Source organism: Pseudomonas sp. XS1P51 (assembly GCF_054897845.1).
Map to the genome: position 1 here is coordinate 1912714 of NZ_CM142707.1, position 16496 is coordinate 1929209.

Annotated in this window: 22 protein-coding genes; 2 read left to right on the forward strand and 20 right to left on the reverse strand. The window is 60.5% G+C overall.

Annotated features, from left to right (window positions below; translation table 11 throughout):
- Positions 1-18: 18 nt before the first annotated feature.
- The 3 genes from nifS to ACYZUD_RS08735 all read right to left on the reverse strand — a co-directional run bounded on the left by nifS (position 19) and on the right by ACYZUD_RS08735 (position 2591).
- Positions 19-1227, reverse strand: a complete 1209-nt coding sequence (gene nifS / locus ACYZUD_RS08725; protein WP_462023600.1) for a cysteine desulfurase NifS — start codon at positions 1225-1227, stop codon at positions 19-21.
- A 1-nt stretch (position 1228) separates the two neighbouring features.
- The gene (gene nifU / locus ACYZUD_RS08730) at positions 1229-2206 is read right to left on the reverse strand and encodes a Fe-S cluster assembly protein NifU (RefSeq protein ID WP_462023601.1); all 978 of its coding nucleotides are present in this window, start codon (positions 2204-2206) and stop codon (positions 1229-1231) included.
- A 61-nt stretch (positions 2207-2267) separates the two neighbouring features.
- Positions 2268-2591, reverse strand: coding sequence for a HesB/IscA family protein (locus ACYZUD_RS08735; RefSeq protein WP_065835928.1), 324 nt, complete (start codon positions 2589-2591; stop codon positions 2268-2270).
- Between the two features lie 317 nt (positions 2592-2908).
- Between ACYZUD_RS08735 and ACYZUD_RS08740 the strand changes: the two genes are divergently transcribed.
- Complete coding sequence (locus ACYZUD_RS08740; protein ID WP_462023602.1) at positions 2909-4147, forward strand: MFS transporter; 1239 nt, start codon at positions 2909-2911, stop codon at positions 4145-4147.
- On the opposite strand, the gene ACYZUD_RS08745 is transcribed toward ACYZUD_RS08740, so the two are convergent.
- Positions 4114-4890 (reverse strand): phytanoyl-CoA dioxygenase family protein, encoded by a 777-nt coding sequence (locus tag ACYZUD_RS08745; RefSeq protein WP_462023603.1) that lies wholly within the window; start codon positions 4888-4890, stop codon positions 4114-4116. The genes ACYZUD_RS08740 and ACYZUD_RS08745 overlap by 34 nt on opposite strands.
- A 535-nt stretch (positions 4891-5425) precedes the next feature.
- On the opposite strand from ACYZUD_RS08745, the gene ACYZUD_RS08750 reads away from it, so the two are divergent.
- Complete coding sequence (locus ACYZUD_RS08750) at positions 5426-5644, forward strand: Nif11-like leader peptide family natural product precursor (protein WP_065835931.1); 219 nt, start codon at positions 5426-5428, stop codon at positions 5642-5644.
- 75 nt (positions 5645-5719) lie between these two features.
- Here ACYZUD_RS08750 and ACYZUD_RS08755 read toward each other — a convergent pair whose 3' ends face one another.
- The 16 genes from ACYZUD_RS08755 to nifT all read right to left on the reverse strand — a co-directional run bounded on the left by ACYZUD_RS08755 (position 5720) and on the right by nifT (position 16396).
- Positions 5720-6139: a hypothetical protein gene (locus ACYZUD_RS08755; protein ID WP_462023604.1), complete on the reverse strand. Its 420-nt coding sequence runs from the start codon at positions 6137-6139 to the stop codon at positions 5720-5722.
- A gap of 2 nt (positions 6140-6141) precedes the next feature.
- Entirely contained in the window at positions 6142-6888 is a 747-nt protein-coding gene (locus ACYZUD_RS08760) for a Rossmann-like domain-containing protein (RefSeq protein WP_462023605.1), read from the reverse strand.
- On the reverse strand, positions 6885-7256 hold the full coding sequence (locus ACYZUD_RS08765; protein ID WP_462023606.1) for a hypothetical protein: 372 nt from the start codon (positions 7254-7256) through the stop codon (positions 6885-6887). Before ACYZUD_RS08765 ends, ACYZUD_RS08760 begins: the two co-directional genes overlap by 4 nt.
- Positions 7256-7756 (reverse strand): hypothetical protein, encoded by a 501-nt coding sequence (locus tag ACYZUD_RS08770; protein WP_462023607.1) that lies wholly within the window; start codon positions 7754-7756, stop codon positions 7256-7258. The genes ACYZUD_RS08765 and ACYZUD_RS08770 overlap by 1 nt, the downstream gene beginning before the upstream one ends.
- Before the next feature lie 4 nt (positions 7757-7760).
- Positions 7761-8084, reverse strand: a complete 324-nt coding sequence (locus tag ACYZUD_RS08775) for a 2Fe-2S ferredoxin (protein WP_462023608.1) — start codon at positions 8082-8084, stop codon at positions 7761-7763.
- A gap of 28 nt (positions 8085-8112) precedes the next feature.
- On the reverse strand, positions 8113-8406 hold the full coding sequence (gene fdxB, locus ACYZUD_RS08780; RefSeq protein WP_462023609.1) for a ferredoxin III, nif-specific: 294 nt from the start codon (positions 8404-8406) through the stop codon (positions 8113-8115).
- Positions 8407-8474: 68 nt separating this feature from the next.
- Positions 8475-8684 carry a CCE_0567 family metalloprotein gene (locus ACYZUD_RS08785; RefSeq protein WP_462023610.1) on the reverse strand — a complete coding sequence of 70 codons (210 nt, stop codon included), beginning with the start codon at positions 8682-8684 and terminating at the stop codon, positions 8475-8477.
- Between the two features lie 10 nt (positions 8685-8694).
- Complete coding sequence (locus ACYZUD_RS08790; RefSeq protein ID WP_462023611.1) at positions 8695-9177, reverse strand: NifX-associated nitrogen fixation protein; 483 nt, start codon at positions 9175-9177, stop codon at positions 8695-8697.
- Between the two features lie 52 nt (positions 9178-9229).
- On the reverse strand, positions 9230-9706 hold the full coding sequence (locus ACYZUD_RS08795; RefSeq protein ID WP_462023612.1) for a NifB/NifX family molybdenum-iron cluster-binding protein: 477 nt from the start codon (positions 9704-9706) through the stop codon (positions 9230-9232).
- A gap of 3 nt (positions 9707-9709) precedes the next feature.
- Entirely contained in the window at positions 9710-11086 is a 1377-nt protein-coding gene (gene nifN, locus ACYZUD_RS08800) for a nitrogenase iron-molybdenum cofactor biosynthesis protein NifN (RefSeq protein ID WP_462023613.1), read from the reverse strand.
- A gap of 10 nt (positions 11087-11096) precedes the next feature.
- Positions 11097-12512 (reverse strand): nitrogenase iron-molybdenum cofactor biosynthesis protein NifE, encoded by a 1416-nt coding sequence (gene nifE, locus ACYZUD_RS08805; RefSeq protein WP_462023614.1) that lies wholly within the window; start codon positions 12510-12512, stop codon positions 11097-11099.
- Positions 12513-12738: 226 nt separating this feature from the next.
- Entirely contained in the window at positions 12739-14319 is a 1581-nt protein-coding gene (locus ACYZUD_RS08810; protein ID WP_462023615.1) for a methyl-accepting chemotaxis protein, read from the reverse strand.
- 88 nt (positions 14320-14407) lie between these two features.
- Positions 14408-15151 (reverse strand): 4Fe4S-binding leucine-rich repeat protein, encoded by a 744-nt coding sequence (locus ACYZUD_RS08815; RefSeq protein WP_462023616.1) that lies wholly within the window; start codon positions 15149-15151, stop codon positions 14408-14410.
- A 3-nt stretch (positions 15152-15154) separates the two neighbouring features.
- Positions 15155-15424: a DUF6129 family protein gene (locus ACYZUD_RS08820; protein ID WP_065835944.1), complete on the reverse strand. Its 270-nt coding sequence runs from the start codon at positions 15422-15424 to the stop codon at positions 15155-15157.
- The gene (locus tag ACYZUD_RS08825; protein WP_462023617.1) at positions 15421-16170 is read right to left on the reverse strand and encodes a dinitrogenase iron-molybdenum cofactor N-terminal domain-containing protein; all 750 of its coding nucleotides are present in this window, start codon (positions 16168-16170) and stop codon (positions 15421-15423) included. The genes ACYZUD_RS08820 and ACYZUD_RS08825 overlap by 4 nt, the downstream gene beginning before the upstream one ends.
- A gap of 4 nt (positions 16171-16174) precedes the next feature.
- Entirely contained in the window at positions 16175-16396 is a 222-nt protein-coding gene (gene nifT, locus ACYZUD_RS08830) for a putative nitrogen fixation protein NifT (RefSeq protein WP_065835946.1), read from the reverse strand.
- Positions 16397-16496: the final 100 nt, after the last annotated feature.

Below are 16496 nucleotides of genomic sequence, written 5' to 3' on the forward strand. Positions count from 1 at the left end.
GGATTGACCCGGTCTGGGTCAGGCGTAGACCGGGGCGAAACCTTGATCAGCTTCTTGCGCCGGGCCGTTACCGCTCCAATACGGCGACAACGCACGCAGCCGGGCCACGATTGGCGGCATCTCGCGGATCACATGCTCGATTTCCGCTTCAGTGGTGTAGCGCGACAGCGAGAAGCGCACGGTGCCATGGGCGGCTGTGTAGGGAATGTCCATGGCGCGCATGACATGGGAAGGTTCCAGCGAACCTGAGGTGCAGGCCGAACCGCTGGAAGCGGCGATACCGACTTTGTTCAGCAGCAAGAGAATGGCCTCGCCCTCAATGAACTCGAAAGCGATGTTCGCGGTGTTCGGCAGACGGTTGCTCGGGTCGCCGGTGACGAAGGCATAGGGCACCACGGCCAGGATGCCGGCTTCGAGCTTGTCACGCAGGCGCTTGACCTCGGTGTTCTCGTGGGCCATGAACTGCAAGGCGCGCTCGGCAGCCACGCCCATGCCAACGATAGAGGCGGCGTTTTCGGTGCCCGCACGGCGACCGCGTTCCTGATGCCCGCCGCGCAGCAGCGGACGGAAGCGCGTGCCGCGCCGCAGGTAAAGTACGCCGACACCCTTGGGCGCATGCAGCTTGTGGCCAGACAGCGAGAGCATGTGAATCGCCGAATGCTGCAAGTCCAGCGGCACCTTGCCAACCGCTTGCACCGCATCGGTATGGAACATCACACCGGCCTCATCGGCCATCAGCGCCATCTCTTCGACGGGGAACAGCGTGCCCGTCTCGTTATTGGCCCACATCACCGAGACCACCGCCACATCGTCGCTCAACAGGCTGGCGTACTCGTCCAGGTTCAGGCGTCCGCGCTTATCGACCTTGAGCTTGTGGACCGTGTAGCCCTCGGTGACGAGGTGGTCGCACAGGCTGAGAATGGCCGGGTGCTCAACGGTGGTGGTGATGATGGTCTTGCGTTCCGGCTGAGCCCTGATCGCCGAGAGAATGGCGGTCGAATCGGACTCAGTGCCGCACGAGGTGAAGATGATTTCCGAATCGTGCTCGGCGCCGAGCAGCTTTTGCACGCTCTGCCGGGCCTGCTTCAACGCAAGGCCGACGCGATTGCCGAAGCTGTGCATCGAGGAAGGGTTTCCGAACTGCTCGGTGAAGTAGGGCAGCATCGCCTGCACCACTTCATCGTCCACACGGGTCGTCGCATTGTTGTCCAGATAGACATCGTTCATCTCACACCTCCGCCATTTGGGTCGTGGCGCTGACCGGAATCACTTTGACGAACTCACCGAGTTCCTCGATCAGCCGCTGCTGGATACCGCTCAGGGTGGTGCTGGCCAACTGGCAACCGGTGCAGGCGCCGGTCAACTTGACGTAGACGTTCTTGCCGTCCACATCCAGCAATTCGACATCGCCATGATCACGCTGCAAGGTCGGCCGGATGGATTCCAGCACTCTCTCGATACGGCGGATGCGCTGCAAATTGGTCATCTTGCCCGCGTCCGGCACGCTGGTCTTGGTGACCACAGGTTCGGCCTGTGGCGCCGCTGCGGCAGGCGCAAACGTTGCGTCATCCAGGGTAACCAGTTGGGTTTTCTTACGCTGCTTGGCCTTGGTCGGTGCCGCCACGAAGGACTCGCCACGCGCTGTCAGTTCTTCACTGAGGATGCGCTCGATTCCTTCATGGCAAGACGAGCAACCGCCGCCTGCCTTGGTGTAGTTGGTCACGTCCTCGACGCTGGACAGGTGGTTGGCGCGGATGGTTTCGCGCACCATCACCTCATCCACCGCAAAGCACTTGCAGATCAGCGCGCCTTCTTCGTGGTCGTCTTCCAGCGCCTCGCCACGGTAGTTGGACACCGCCGCGCGCAGCGCTTCACGGCCCATCACCGAACAATGCATTTTTTCTGGCGGCAGGCCGTCGAGGTAATCGGCGATGTCCTGGTTGCTGATCTTCAGCGCATCGTCGAGCGTGAGCCCCTTGACCATTTCAGTCAGTGCCGACGAGGACGCGATGGCCGAGCCACAACCAAAGGTTTGAAAACCGGCGTCGAGAATCACGTCAGTCTTGGGGTCGACCTTGAGCGACAAGCGCAAGGCGTCACCGCAACTGAGCGAGCCGACATCGCCAACGGCGTTGGATTCAACCACCGCGCCAGCATTTTTCGGGTTGTAGAAGTGCTCTTTGACTTTTTCCGAATAGTCCCACATAACGGCTAATCTCCCGGTGAGTCCTGGGCTGTGCCGGCACCGCCGACGGCCTCAGGGGCGCCTAGCAGGCGAAGGATTTTCCGCAGCCGCAGCTGCTGCTGGCGTTCGGGTTAACGAAGGTAAAACCACTACCTTCCATGCCCTCGATGAAGTCCATGGTCACCCCGCCAAGCAATGTGCTGCTGGCTTCGTCGATGAGCAGGGTAATACCACCGCAGTCGACCTTCTGGTCCTCGGCGCTGACGTTCTCTTCAAGCTTCAAACTGTACTTCAACCCCGAGCAGCCCCCGCCTTCGACACGGATACGCAGTCCGGCGACCGGCTTGGCGTTGCTGCTGATGAAGCGGCTGACGGCGGCCATTGCGCTGTCTGTCATAGTGATCATTCGCGTATCTCCTCGGCTTGCGTTGCTCTTGGGCCAATCTCACGAAACAGCAAGTGCAAAGCCGGTGCCACGCCGGGAAATAACGAATAATCGGTTAGATATCAATGAGATGAAAAATATCAAGATGGATATCGGGCTGTAGCGAACAAGACCACCGACCCTTCATGTAGGCTTCGTGACAAATCCAGGAGGTCCACGGCGCAGTCCAGCGCAAGGCTCGGCGCGAGCCCGCGTGGCACAGCCTTTTCTAGTCTCTGGCGCGCACTTTGCATTCGATGTTGCAATCGAGGTCGAACCGTCCTTTGCCAGGGTCAGCCATGCTCCGTCATACCTTTCGCGCGCTTGGCCACGCAGGCTATCGCTGCTACTTCATCGGTCAGGGTATTTCCCAGATCGGCAACTGGACTCAGCAAATTGTGCTGTCCTGGCTGACCTACGCGCAGAGCGGATCGGCCTGGACCCTGGCGCTGGTGGTCGCGCTCGGCCAACTGCCGCTGCTCTTGTTGGGCCCTTATGCGGGCGTGCTGGCCGACCGGCATCCGCGGCGCCCTTTACTGCTGGCCTGTCAGGTGCTTGGCTTACTGCTGGCCAGCGGCCTGGCGCTGTCGAGCCTCAGCGCTGAACCGAGAGTCGGCCTGCTGCTGGCCGCATCCTTGGGGACGGGCCTGTTGAATGCCCTGGAAATGCCGGTGCGTCAGGCCCTGCTCGGCGCCCTGATCGGCAACCGCGACCTGCGCGACAATGCGCTGGCCCTGAACGCGCTGTCGTTCAATGCCGCCCGGCTGATCGGCCCACCCTTGGCCGGGCTGCTGTTCACGCACTATGGCGCGGCGTTGTGCTTTGCCCTGAACGCCCTGAGTTATCTGGCCGCGCTCTACAGTCTGCGGCGAATGCCGGTCATGCCTGCGCTGGTGAATCCCCATGCGCGGGCCGGACTCGATCAAGCGTTACGCTGGCTGCGCGATACGCATCCGGCGCGCTGGCTTTTACTCGCGGCCGGGATCAGCAGCCTGTGTCTGGCGCCCTTTATGGCGCTGTTGCCGGTTTATGCACGGGATATTTTCGCACTCGATCCCGCCGGGCTTGGCCAATTGCTCGGCACTTCCGGGCTCGGTGCGCTGCTGGCAACCCTGCTGCTGGCCTCGCGACGCAATCAGTGGCGGCTGGAAACCTTCATGGCGGGCGGCGCGTTGCTGTTCGGCCTCAGTTGCCTGGGCTTCGCCTGCAATCGGCACCTGTGGCTGGCCTGGCCGTTGATGGTGGCCGCCGGTGCCGGTCTGGTCGCCTGCGTCACGTCCAGCGGCATTCTGTTGCAGAGCCTGGTGACGGATGCGTTGCGCGGCCGGGTGATGGCCTTACATGGCATGGCTTACGTCGGCAGTATGCCGTTGGGTAGCTTGCTGGCCGGTGGCCTGGCGGCCCAGCTATCGGTGCCAGCGGCGTTCGCCATTGCCGGGCTGGGCATGCTGATCCTCTCGGCACTGTTGTTGCGCTGGCTACCGAAACCGAGCATATGCCCGGCTCAGCCCACCAGCGAACCGCTGTCGCTGAAATAGTGATTACGGTGCAGCTGTGTAGCGCTGTAACGCACCACCAGACAACTGCGGCTGTCGAGCCGTTGGGCATTGACCAGCAAGCCTTGCTGCTGAATCAGCACGTCGCCCTTGTTCAGCGCCAGCAAGCGCAGACCTTGACCCGAAGCCTGGGTTTGTCGGGTGTGCATGCCTTCCAACAGGCGACTTTCGAGTGCTTGCCATTGCTCCAGGCTGGCGCCCTCTTCGCGCATCTGTTGCAGAGTCCCGGCCAGCTCCGGGTCTTCGGCCAGCAGGCGTTCCAGGCATTGCCGGTTGTCGGTGTGGCTACCCGGCAAGACACTCAAACCGGCCTCCAGAGTAATCGGCCGCAGGGCAATCCAGGCGGTTATGTGCGGGCTGCCGCCATTGGCCGAGCAAGCATGACAAGTGCGCAACTCCTGGGTGCTTTCCGGCGAACCGATGCCAACCGGGTAACTGCGCTCGCCTGCCAGCATATGCAGCGTCGCGAGCAAACGCTCGTGATGCACCAGCGTCATCACGCCGCTGGTGCGGCACTCGTAGGCTTGGCGACGGCGAAGGATTTCCGGATGGGCACGGGCGCCAGACTTGCGAATCGGGTCGCTGCGCAATAGGTAAGTCGCCACGGTGGCGGCCTGTTGATCGATCAGCGTCGGTGACAAACAATCGCGTAGCAACAGAAAGCCATCGCGAGCGAAGGCAAAACTGTCCAGGGGCGGCGCTGAAGAGGATAGGGAGTGAAGCATGATCGTTTACCTCGGCTGGCAGAATCCATTTACTGAGAATAATTATCATTCAGATAAATACAAGCACTTTCACTTAAATCTGTTCCAGCGGCCAATCTATATAAGACCGTATACAGATATATTCGACAGGCACTTCTCATGCCAGTCCGCCATGATCAATGATTCATGGGTATTGAGCCGATATTTAAGGGCATGATTGTTTATTTATATACATAAGACCATAACGACCAGACGCAATTGTCTGCATACCTACAAAGTGCTTTTGCTTTATCGCTGCGGGGGGTCTGGCTTGAGCATGTCGTTCGTCATCAGGATTTTATGTCGTCGATGGATCAAGCACAGACGTAGGTCAGGGCTGGCTTCCCTGGCTGTCGGTTGTCGTATCGGGCTTTGTTCGATTGTCGACAATACGACAATAATTTTCACGTAACTCATTGATTTAACAGGACCACTGTGAGGCATCAATGTTGCAAAGAGACTACTGCGAGGCGCCGTTTTACCTTGCACTCCGTCAACCGCAACAGAGAGAACAGTAATGTCCATCAAGGAAATAAAAGCGTTTTCCGAACACGCCAAAGCGGATCAGGATCTGGCCGAAAAGTTGAAAACCTGTGAGAAGGTTCGCGAGATGATTGCGCTGGGCAAAGAGCACGGCTTTGCCATCGACGAAGTTGAGCTCTATCCGCCTAACGAGCCGCAGTTCACCGAAGACCAGCTCTCCCTCAAGCTGGGCAAGGCGCTGCTGCGCGTCTGAGAACAACCACCGCCAGCCTGGATGGAGTCCACAGACTGCACGGGAGTCTGTCCAGGTTGAGCTGCCCTACCAACACTACCCGATCAGCACCTCATAGGCCCGACGCAGCAGTTCGCGATCGAGCCAGGGCATACCGATGCTTTTCGTCAGCTCGATCCAGCAGGTACCGGTAGGTGCCGGGCACAGATCGTAGCCGGTCAGCGCGGCGAGGTAGACCGGCATGAGCATGCGCGGGACTTCCAGACTGACCTGAAACTCGCTGACCAGTTCAAGGGCCTGGGTAATGCCAAGATCCTGTTGCAGATGACACAAGGCACTGGCGGGATGGGTCTGTACCGGGTTGTCCGGTCTGCCTTCGGCAAATACGGCAAGGGGCGGTAAAGGCAGCGGCAACACCACGCCCTCGCGCTGCGGGATGAGAAAGTGCAGACGCGCGCTGACCGGATGCTTGTGACACAGCAACATGCGCCAATTCAGAGGATGTTCTTGGCTCATGGTCACAACTCAAGCAAGGCGTATTCGACGGGGCCTGCGAATAGCCGGGTGCCGCCGCCTTCCATGACCACTTGCTGCGCGGCCGCGCCGTCCAGCACGCGCACACCGGCCAGGTAGTTAACGCCGAAAAGACTCCACTCGCGAAGCCATGGCAGGCTCGGCCCCATCAACACCACTTGGGCATGGCGCGACAGCTCCAACAGGCGTGGCAAGGTTTTGTTGGCGATGCTGCTGGCGCTGACGAACACCCAATCCGCCTGCGGCAGCAGGTATTCAGCGGCGCTGTCCGGCAGATCGCCCTCCTGCACCTGACGCTCCAGACAGTCATAGGCGACGTCCCGCCACAGCTGTTCGAGGCCGGGATAATGGCCGATCACTGCGACCTGCTGCCCCTGCAGGCGTGGACCGAAATGGCTGAACACCCGCAGATGACCGGGCACTGTGTCGCTGCGCAGCGGGGTGGCCTGCCCGGCGCAGCCATCGGCGGTATTGATGCAGGCATTGAGCACTGCCAGACCGATGGCCGCCTCCGCGTCATTCCACGACAACAGCCAGCGGCGCAGTTGCTCACTGGGCTGCCCCCGCAGCGTGCCTGCCCAGCTCAGGGTGCGCGGCACCTGTCGCGGGCTGAAGGCGAAGCCCTGATGATCAGCCACTTCGGCCAACGTCCAGTTCAAACCCAGGCAAACGCGCTGCACCGGCGCGACGTGTGTGCTGCTGCCCAGCAGCCAATCGTAGAGCGCGTTCATTCGCCCAGCGCCGGCAATAGACGCAGCTCACTTTTCAGCGCGCCGGGTTTGCCCCAGGCAGTGACGGCTTCGATGACCCATTGCGGCTTGGCCGGGTGTGGTAACAGGATGTCGAATTCAGCGAACACCTGACCATCGCCGGTGAGCAGAATGCTGCCCAAATAACTATTGCGCTCGCTGCGCCATTCGGCATACACCGCCAGGCTGTGATCGAACGGATCTTCGCGCAGCTCACTGCGACTGTTTGGCGTGCCGACGACGGCCAAGCCGCCCTCGATACCGGCCCGTTGCAGACAGCCAAGCAAGGCGGTCCAGGTCTCCGCGAACAAGGGCTGGGCCTTTTGCAGCATGTGGTCGAGCAGCATCATCAGAAAATATCCTCATCGAAAGACTGGGCGATCCGCAGAAAGGCCGCACCGCCAATTTCGTCGAACGGGTCAAGCTCAAGCAGTTTTTCCAGCACCCGCCGCGCGCCCGCAACCTTTGCCCGACGCAGGCGGATCACTCCCAGTGCTTTAAGGCTGAACAGGTATAAGCGTTCGGCGCCATCGCGGCGGCTCCAATCAGCGCTGTCAGGCCCCAAACGACGGTAGTTGCGACTGAATCCGGCGTTCGTGGCGGCGATGCGCAACGCCGCCCACACCGCCGCTTCAGCCTCAACGTAACGGCTGGCGACGAAGTAGAACTTGTACAGACCGATATGCGCGTCCGGCTCTTTGGGCCAGCGCCTGCGCGCTTCCAGCAAGGAGGTCTCGATGACCAGCGGCGACTGGGCGCACAGCGCATGGTCAAGCAAATAACGCAGCCCCTGCGGTGTTTTGCTGGAGAAGTACGCACGCCGGGAACTGAGCAGCGACACGTCAGCCATTGCGTTACCAGATCTGCGCTGGAGTGAGTTTGTCCGCGTAGGGTTCGCCGCCCAGCAAGTGCTGCTGCACGATCAATTCAGCATCCTGCGGCTCGACCCAGCTGTACATGATCGAGCCGGGATAAATCAGCACATTGGCACCCGCCTGGCACGGACCCAGACACCCGGTGCCGGTCAACGCCATGCGCCCTTGCAGGTTGCGACGGATCAACGCCTGAGCAAAAGCATCAAACACCTTTTCGCCGCCCTTGGCGCCGCAACTGCCACGCGGATGCCCCTCCTGGCGGTGCTGGGTACAGATGAAAATATGGAAATCGGGTTTGGCCATGATCGCTTCCTCACTCCTCAACAGACCGTCAGGCCGCTGCGAATTGATGGGAATGACACTGCTTCGGGCAGACCCTGGAGCACGATGTGCAGCCAATGCAATCCAGACCGTTCTGAATGCTCATGACCTGCATTTCGTCATCGTCGTCGTAATCATCGTCTGCCTCGACCACGCTGCCGCGATCTACCAAAGTGAAGACGTCCCGTGGGCAGACCTTGTAGCAACGTCCGCAACCGATGCACTTTTGTGCATCCAGAGCGGTAATGAATTGCGGCGTCCACTCGGCCCCGCCCCGGGTAAGCCCGGTGATTGTTCCAGTCATGCCTTATCTCCTCCCGACGCCTTGAGCGCTGGTGGCCAACGGTTGTACTGCTGCCTGTATTTTTTATCTCAGGACGCCGTGGCCCGGTCCAGCCGGGCTTTGGCGTCTGCCCAGTCCACACACGCCTGATGGGTGTGCTGCGCCAGTTCCGGTAGCTCTGCATAGGCGCTGAGCAGGCGATCCTCGACCAAGTCATGGATCTGCCCGGCCCAATCGCTGGCAATGCGTTTCTTCTGGCTGACTTCCTTGTGCAAAGCTTTCAGTTCTTCTTCACTCATGCCTGTGTCCTCAGAGTTCGGCCACGCTACGGTTTTCAGCGATCAGCCGGGTGGCCGTGCCCAGCGCCTTCTCGGACTCAACGATCAACGCCTCAAGGGACTCGAAGCCGAAACGGTGGACATCGCGTAATACCTTGTCCAGCGCCACCAGTTTGCCAACCAGGATCAGCGCCCGGCCAAAGCCTTCATGGCTGATATTGATCATTGGCGCCGCCATTAACCCGGTTTCGCGTTCGATCATCTGCGCAATGGCGTTGTAATAAGCCTTCACCCGCGCCAACGTGGTCTCGTCCGGGTCGCCAACCACTGGAATAAGGCGCCGCCGTTCCTTGGTCAGGACAATCGGGTCGAGCACGCGGGCGTCGCTCCAGGTGTCGTAGGTGCCATAGCTGTCCATGGCGCGCAGTTGCACCACCATCTGACGGATGACCGGCTGTTGCAGCGCCGTATCATTTTCGCTGACCACCTGTGGCTGTTGCGGCTCTTCGTACATGTTTATTTCCTCGTCCGATGGTTGTTGTCTAGAGGGCTGCGTTCAACACCCGCTAGTCATCCCAGCCTTCGGCGGCCATGGCGTCGAAACGCTGCGGGCCTCCAGGTTGGGTACGTCGAATCGCTTTTGCCAGCCAGGTAGAAGGGCCAGCACGAAGTTCTGCTTGCAACGCCTGGATCAACTCGCCGATACGCGCCGACTCGCCGACCTTTACCGGCTGCACGCCAAGGGCAAGCAGCTGTCGCACTGCCGATGCGCCACAGGCACGGCAATACACGGCGATGCAGCCATCAAGCAAATCGAGCTTGCTGAGCAGTTTGTCTTCGTTGCCGTCCTGCTCCTGATCGTCGAATTCGGCGAGCGATAACAGCTGCGCCCGCTCCAGGTTGACACCATAGATAACGAAGGCACGCGAGGAGCCGAAATGCTGATCGACCTGATCGCGGTCCGATGAAGCGAAGGCCACTTTCAGCAGCGTGCCGTCATCCTCGCCACCAAGGACTTGCAGTTGTCGAGTAGGGCTGGCCATGGCTCAGTGCCTCTTCTGGTTACGTTCGTCAGTGGGTTTCTGTGCGTAAATCGAGTGATACGCGGCGATGCCCGCATGATGTTCGGTCAGCAGGTTGGCGATATCGAACAGTATCTGGCTGGTGCCGCGATAACCCAGCCAGCAACGTTGAAAGCCCCCCATCAAGTCGTACTGCGGAAAGCCCATGCGCAACAGCGGTAGATCCAAACGCCGGGCGCAATCGAGTGCATGGCTGTTACCCAGGATCAGTTGCGCCTGCTGCTCGCGGGCACTGTGTTCGAGGTCTTCGAGATCGCCGACCTGGATCTGTGCCAGGGGCGATGCCGACAGTGAGGCTGAACGGGCCGGGACCACCGCACTCACTGTGCGTGCGCCCATGCCGCGCAGCAGCGCATCGAAGCCGAGCAACAAATCCGGGTCGGCGGCAATCGCCACCCGCGCATCGCCGAGCATGAAGTGAGTGTCGAGCATGCAGTCCTGCAACTGTCGACGATGGCGCTGCCAACGCTCCGGGACCGGGTGGCCGCTGATCTCGGCCAGCGCCATCAGCCAACCATCCACCGCATCCAGCCCGAGCAGCAAACCGAAGCGCCAATCCGGCACGCCGGTACGCGTGGCCAAGGCATCGGCCGCGCCATGCAGGCTCTGCCCGACCACCAGCGTCGCAATACTCAGCGGCGCGGTCGCCAGCTCAGTCAGGCTCAAGCCGCCGGTGGTCAGCGGGTTGAAATCAGCATCGTCCAAGTGCCCGTCCAGCGAGCCGGACAGATCGGGAATCAGCAGCGGGCGCAAACCGAAGCTTTCGATGCTGTCGCAGATAAACTCCAGATCGCCCGGCGTCAGATTGGCCGAACACAAGACGTTGACCTGACGCGGGCGTTGACCGGCGCGGCCCCGCTCATTTGGAATCAGGGTTTCGATAATGGCTTTGACCGCCGCCGCGAACCCGCTCTCGAAGCAACCGCTGAAATCCGGTGTGCTTACCGCCACCACCGCCACCTCGTTGTACTCCTCATACTCCTGGCGGAATTCATGCACGGCCCGGGTCATGTCGCAGCCCTGGGTTTCCGCCAGGCCGGTGCTGACCAGGCCGATAATGGCTGGTTGCTGCTTTTCGCAAATCGTCTTCAGCGCTTCGATGATGTTTTCATCGGCGCCCATGACCGAGCTGACCTGATCCATGGCCGTGGTCTGCAAGGGCACCGGTTCGCGGAAATGGCGTACGAAGAACACTTTGGCGAACGCCGTGCAACCTGCCGAGCCATGCATCAACGGCATGCTGCGTTGCATGCCAAGGAATGCCAGCGCGGCCCCCATGGTCTGGCTGGCCTTCAGCGGGCTGACGGCCAGGGCTTTCTTGCGGTTGACTATCTCGGCCATGTCGCGCGCCTCAACCGTTGACGACTTGCGGATGCGCCAGAACCTGCGCAGTACCGGCCCACGGCGCGGGACGGCGGACCGCCTCCCAGACCGGGCTTTCGATGGTCAGGCACAACTGGCGCACCAACTCCAGCATGCCGTCGTAACCGGCGTAGCCAAACTCGCGTTCCTGGTTGATATCCAGGAACGGAATGCGCGCTTTCAGCGCGGTATACATGTTGCGACCGCCCGCGATAAGAATGTCGGCGCGGTACTCATCCACCGTCCTGAGCAGGGCCCGCGGATTGCCTTCCTCAAGCATCTTCACGTCGTCGCCCATCAGTTCGCGGATGCGCTCCTTGTCTTCCTCGGTGGACTTCTTGGTGCCGGTGGCGACCACCTTCATGCCCAGATCCTGCAGGGCAGAAATCACCGACCAGGATTTCACCCCGCCGGTATACAGCAGCACGCGTTTGTCCTGTAGACGAGCGCGCCAGGGTTCCAGCGCGGTGCGAATCTTCGCTTCCTCGCGAGCGATCAGCACTTCGGTACGCGCACTCAGATCGTCGTCGCCGATCAGCCGGGCGAAATCGCGCAGCGCTTGCGAGGTGTCGGTGATGCCGTAGAAACTGCCCTCGAACCACGGCGTGCCGAAACGCTCCTGCAACTTGCGCGCGACGTTGAGCATGGCCTTGGAGCAGACCATCATGTTCACCTCGGCGGCGTGCATGCTCTGCACCTCGCGAAAGCGCGCATCGCCGGACAGCGTGCAGAGCACCCGCAGGCCCAGTTCGTCGAGCAGCGGCAACACATGCCAGAACTCACCGGCAATGTTGTATTCGCCGATCAGGTTTACATCGTGCACGCGGACGCCTTCGCGCAGGCTCTGTGGCGGCAGTACATCCGGCTCCCGGGTGCCGATCACGTACTTGACCATCGCCTCTCCGGCAATGCGGTTGCCCAGGTTCTTGGTGCCGTAGAAACCCGCTGCGTCCACGGGAACTACGGGCGTTGCGAACCGCTCACTGGCAGCCTTGCAGATCGCATCCACATCGTCGCCGATCAGTGCCGGGACGCAGGTGTTGTAAACGAACACCGCTGGCGGCGCATACGTCTCCACCGCCTGGCGGATGGCATGAAACAGGCGTTTCTCGGCGCGCCCCATGATCACGTCCTGCTCGGTCAGGTCGGTGGTCATGCCGATGCGGTACAACTCTGGCCCGCTGGAGCGGGTGCCACGGTTGTCCCAGGAACTCCCGGCACAGGCAATCGGCCCATGGACGATATGCGCCACATCGGCAATGGGCAGCAACGCGATCTGCGCCCCATCGAAGGCACAACCCCCATCGGTGGCGCCCGGTGCAGGTTTGGCGCAGCCGGACTTCTCCTTCTTGTTATGGGTGCAGGCAGGTTCGTCGAGCAACTCGGCAATATTCTTGGCTTTCATCGCACACCCTCCGGTCTTGGCGCATCGCGTAAACCAACTGACGCGACCTGTGAATGACCTTTTGCAATGCCTGTACCAACGCTTAGTTTGTTGTTTTATATAAGGTTTTAAAGAAACAGAATTGTCGTGAACATACCCTGATGTCGGGTTTGCAACAGACCGAGGGCGGATTGCATCCACGTTTTGTCTTGGGGGAAGGCTTGCGCATGGCGTGGGTCGCCGGTACTCAGCGCTGTTTCACCCAGAACTGATGGGTCAAGGCATCAAGATTGGCGGTCAATCGGGCCATTTCTACGGCACTCTCGCGGTTGTTTTGCCCGGTCTTGACGTTCATATCAGCGGCGTCACGGATGCTGCTGATACTGCGATTGATATTTTCGCTGGCCGCTCCCTGCTGCTCTACGGCTGCCGCTATTTGCCTGTTCATTTCATTGATTTCGTTCACCTGTCGGCCAATCCCGGACAGCGCATCGGCTGCCTGTTGCGCACGACTGACACTCGCCTGGGCCTGCTCGCGACTTTTACCCATGACGCTCACCGCGCTATGCGCACCGGCCAGTAATACGCTGATCATTTGTTGAATATCGGTAGTCGATTGCCGAGTCCGTGAGGCCAGCGCACGCACCTCGTCGGCAACGACAGCGAATCCCCGGCCTTGCTCCCCCGCACGAGCGGCCTCGATGGTGGCGTTGAGGGCCAACAAATTGGTTTGCTCTGCGATACCTCGAATCACATCCAGCACTTTAGAAATAGCGTGGCTGTGGTTTTCCAACTCATGGATGACCTGTGCAGCCCGCTCGATATCGTCCTCAAGCTCGCTGATCGAGCCGCTGGTGTGGGCCATCAACTGTTGGCCGCTGAGGGTTTCATCGTCGGCTTTTTTTGCCGCGCCAGCAGCGCTTTGGGCATTGTTTGCCACTTGTTGAACGCTAACGACCATTTGGTTGATGGCGATGGCGATTTGATCGGTTTCAGCGTGCTGCCTTGCGGTCAATTCGGTGCTGTCGTCGATCTGTTTCACCAGCAACTGGGCATGGGCCCCAAGGCCATTGGCCGAATCCGCAATACGGCCTATCACTGAGGCGGTCTGCGCTTGTGCCATGCGCAAGGCGAAATCAAGTTGCCCGAACTCATCCAGGCTGGCGCTATAGAGCATCTGACTCAAAGGATTGTCGGCAACGCTGCGAGTCATGTCCACCAAGGCGCCGAGGCGCGCCAGCAATACCTTGATGCACAACGCACTCAGTCCAGTCGCGACCCCTGACATAAACAAGACGCTGCTCAATGGCAGAGAAAACAGGGCATCACCCGCCAGCAACGCCAGGACGATGACAAGACCGACCAGCAACGAGAGCTTTACCGTCAGGCTCAAGCCAAGGCGCCGGTTCAGGGGCCTGCTGCCCTCGCGCAACTGCGCGTACAGCTTTTCGGCCGCGAGCACTTGGGCCTGATCCGGCTTGGTGCGCACTGATTGGTATTCGACTGTCTGGCCGTTTTTGGCAATAGGCGTGACATAAGCGCTAACCCAGTAATGATCGCCATTCTTGCAGCGATTTTTTACCAAGCCCATCCAGGAAGACCCGGACTTGAGGGTCGCCCACATGTGTTTAAAGGCCGCATCAGGCATGTCTGGATGCCTGATGATGTTGTGGGGTTGCCCCAATAACTCGGCTTCAGTAAACCCGCTTATCCTGACGAAATCAGGATTGACGTAGGTAATGTTGCCCTGAATGTCAGTCGTAGACAGGATATTGGCATCTGCGGGCAGCTCTATGAACTGTCCGGTTACGGGTTGATTGTGCCGCATTCATGTGTACTCGTATCAGGTTCTCAGGGGACTCCCGTACAGGAGATGGCATGCAGAAGGTGGTCTCGATTGGTTTCCCGCTGCGCAACTAATTGAGAACACCCTCTAAGCGTTGTGCTATTGCCATTTTTACTTCGGGGTCTTGCTCGTCCAGTTTGCGCAAGGCATCGAGAGAGGCGTTCTCCACGGCGGCCAGGCGCACGGTCCAATCGGAATCGTGGAGCAGATCAAGCAAGTCGTCGCCGCTGAGGCGTGCAGCGACCAGGCGCCGAACTTCAGGTTCGGGGTCGGTGCTCATCAGCCCGAGGCTTTCTTCGGGTAGGCGCTGGGCAACGAATTTACGCACCTGACGATCATCGTCACGGATAAAGCGAAACAACCGACCCGGCGCGATACGCTGCACGACGTAGGCGCGAACCAGATAGTCCAGGTCGCCAGCCATCTGCTCCAGTTGTTCGACCGGAAGACGGTCAGCGACGGTGATGCGCACTTCGCGGTCAGGGTCATGCATCAGTTCGCCGAGCTGTTCGCGCGGCAGACGGTAGGCGACGGCGCGGCGCACCACTTCGTCTTCGTCCTGCTTGAGGTTGACCAGCCCCTCCACCGGGGCGTAGCGCACGGCGATGGCCCGGCGCTCCCAAAACGGGTCGGCGAGATAACGCACGGCTATCTGCGGATTGTTGCGAAAGAAACGATCAATCTGCCGACCGCTGTACACCGCCACACAGGTGACGCCGGGGGTGCAGCGGCCGCTGAGCAGCAGGTTGCCGTGAAAACTGCAGGCGCGGCAGTCGGCAATCGGGGTGATATCCGCAATCGGGTCGTCGGCCATGGCTCAGTCCTCGATCACTTGGGCCAGGACGATGCCGGAGGCGGCTTCAAGGTCGTTGGTGAGCACCGAGCAATGGCTGCTGGAGTTGACCAGATAGACGTTGAAACCGGGGCAATGGGCAACCGGGCGGGCGTTGGCGACAATATCGTCGTCCATGCAGCAGGTGAAATGCACGCCGGGCCAGGCGCCGCGCAGGCTGGCGAGCAGCGCATCGTCAAGCGGGCTGCGCTCGGCCTGGTTAATCACGTTATCAAGCAGGCTCTGTTCGATCATGATGGTTTCCATCCGTTGCTATTGCCGGTAAAGCGCACGCGCTGATCGGGCTCGGCACCCATGGCCTTGGCCAGCCAGGGTGGCGGTGCGCTGGCGAGTACCCGTTGCAGTTCTTCGACGATTTCATGGGCTGGCACTGGGGCGGCGACTTTGATCGGGTGTACCCCGACGCGGATCACCTTGGCCGCCGCCGGGCCGCCGATGCTCAGGGTGTAAAGCAGTTGGCAGTCGTGCAGCAGTGCGGCGCGGCGGACCAGACGATCCTCTTCCTCCTGCACCGGAGCAGGTTCGCGCAGGGCGATCAGCCGACTGGCCTTGGGCGAAATCTGATAGATGAGAAAACGCGCACAGTTACCGAAGCTGCCGTTCAAGCATTCGCCCTGATTCGAGGCACAGGCGATGCGCACCGAGTCGCGCAGGTCGCCGTCGCGGTAAGCCTCAGGCGTTGGCAGCGGCTCCTGCGGCATTTGCACACCACGCCCGCGCAACAGGCTAACGGCACGTTGCAGCTGACGCTCGTTAATGGCCTGCGGCTGTGCGCTGCTCTCGGTCGGGATAAGCAAGCGCGCGCGCAAACGTGACAGGCGTAGTTTTTCCAGGCGTGAAGCAGTGATCGGCTCTCCGGTCACAGCAAGAACTGCACGTAACAAACGTGCGCTATCCATACCCTTGATTTCGCGCGCCGCCAAAGCGATGCGCAAGGCGAGGTGGGGTGGCAGGCGGGGTCCTGCGTTGGCTGCGGCCATGGGCTCAATCCTCGCTGGCTCGCTTGGCCCGCAGGGTGATGGGCAGGGTCGGCGGGATAGACATGGGCTCCAGGTAATAAGCACTGCCATCGCCCAGAGTGACTTTTCCGCCCCAGCAGTCAGGGCTGTCATGCTCAAGACTGACGATGGTTTCTTCCAGGTCTTTTTTTGCAACGTAGAAGGTCAGTTGACCTTGCGAGTTACGACGGATCATGACGCTCGGCATGGTGTTGCTCCATGGGCGAAGAGTTGGCCTGGCGCTGTATGAAAAGTGGCTGCGACCAACGAAAAATGCGGGAGGGCGAGCCCTCCCGGCACATACCGGA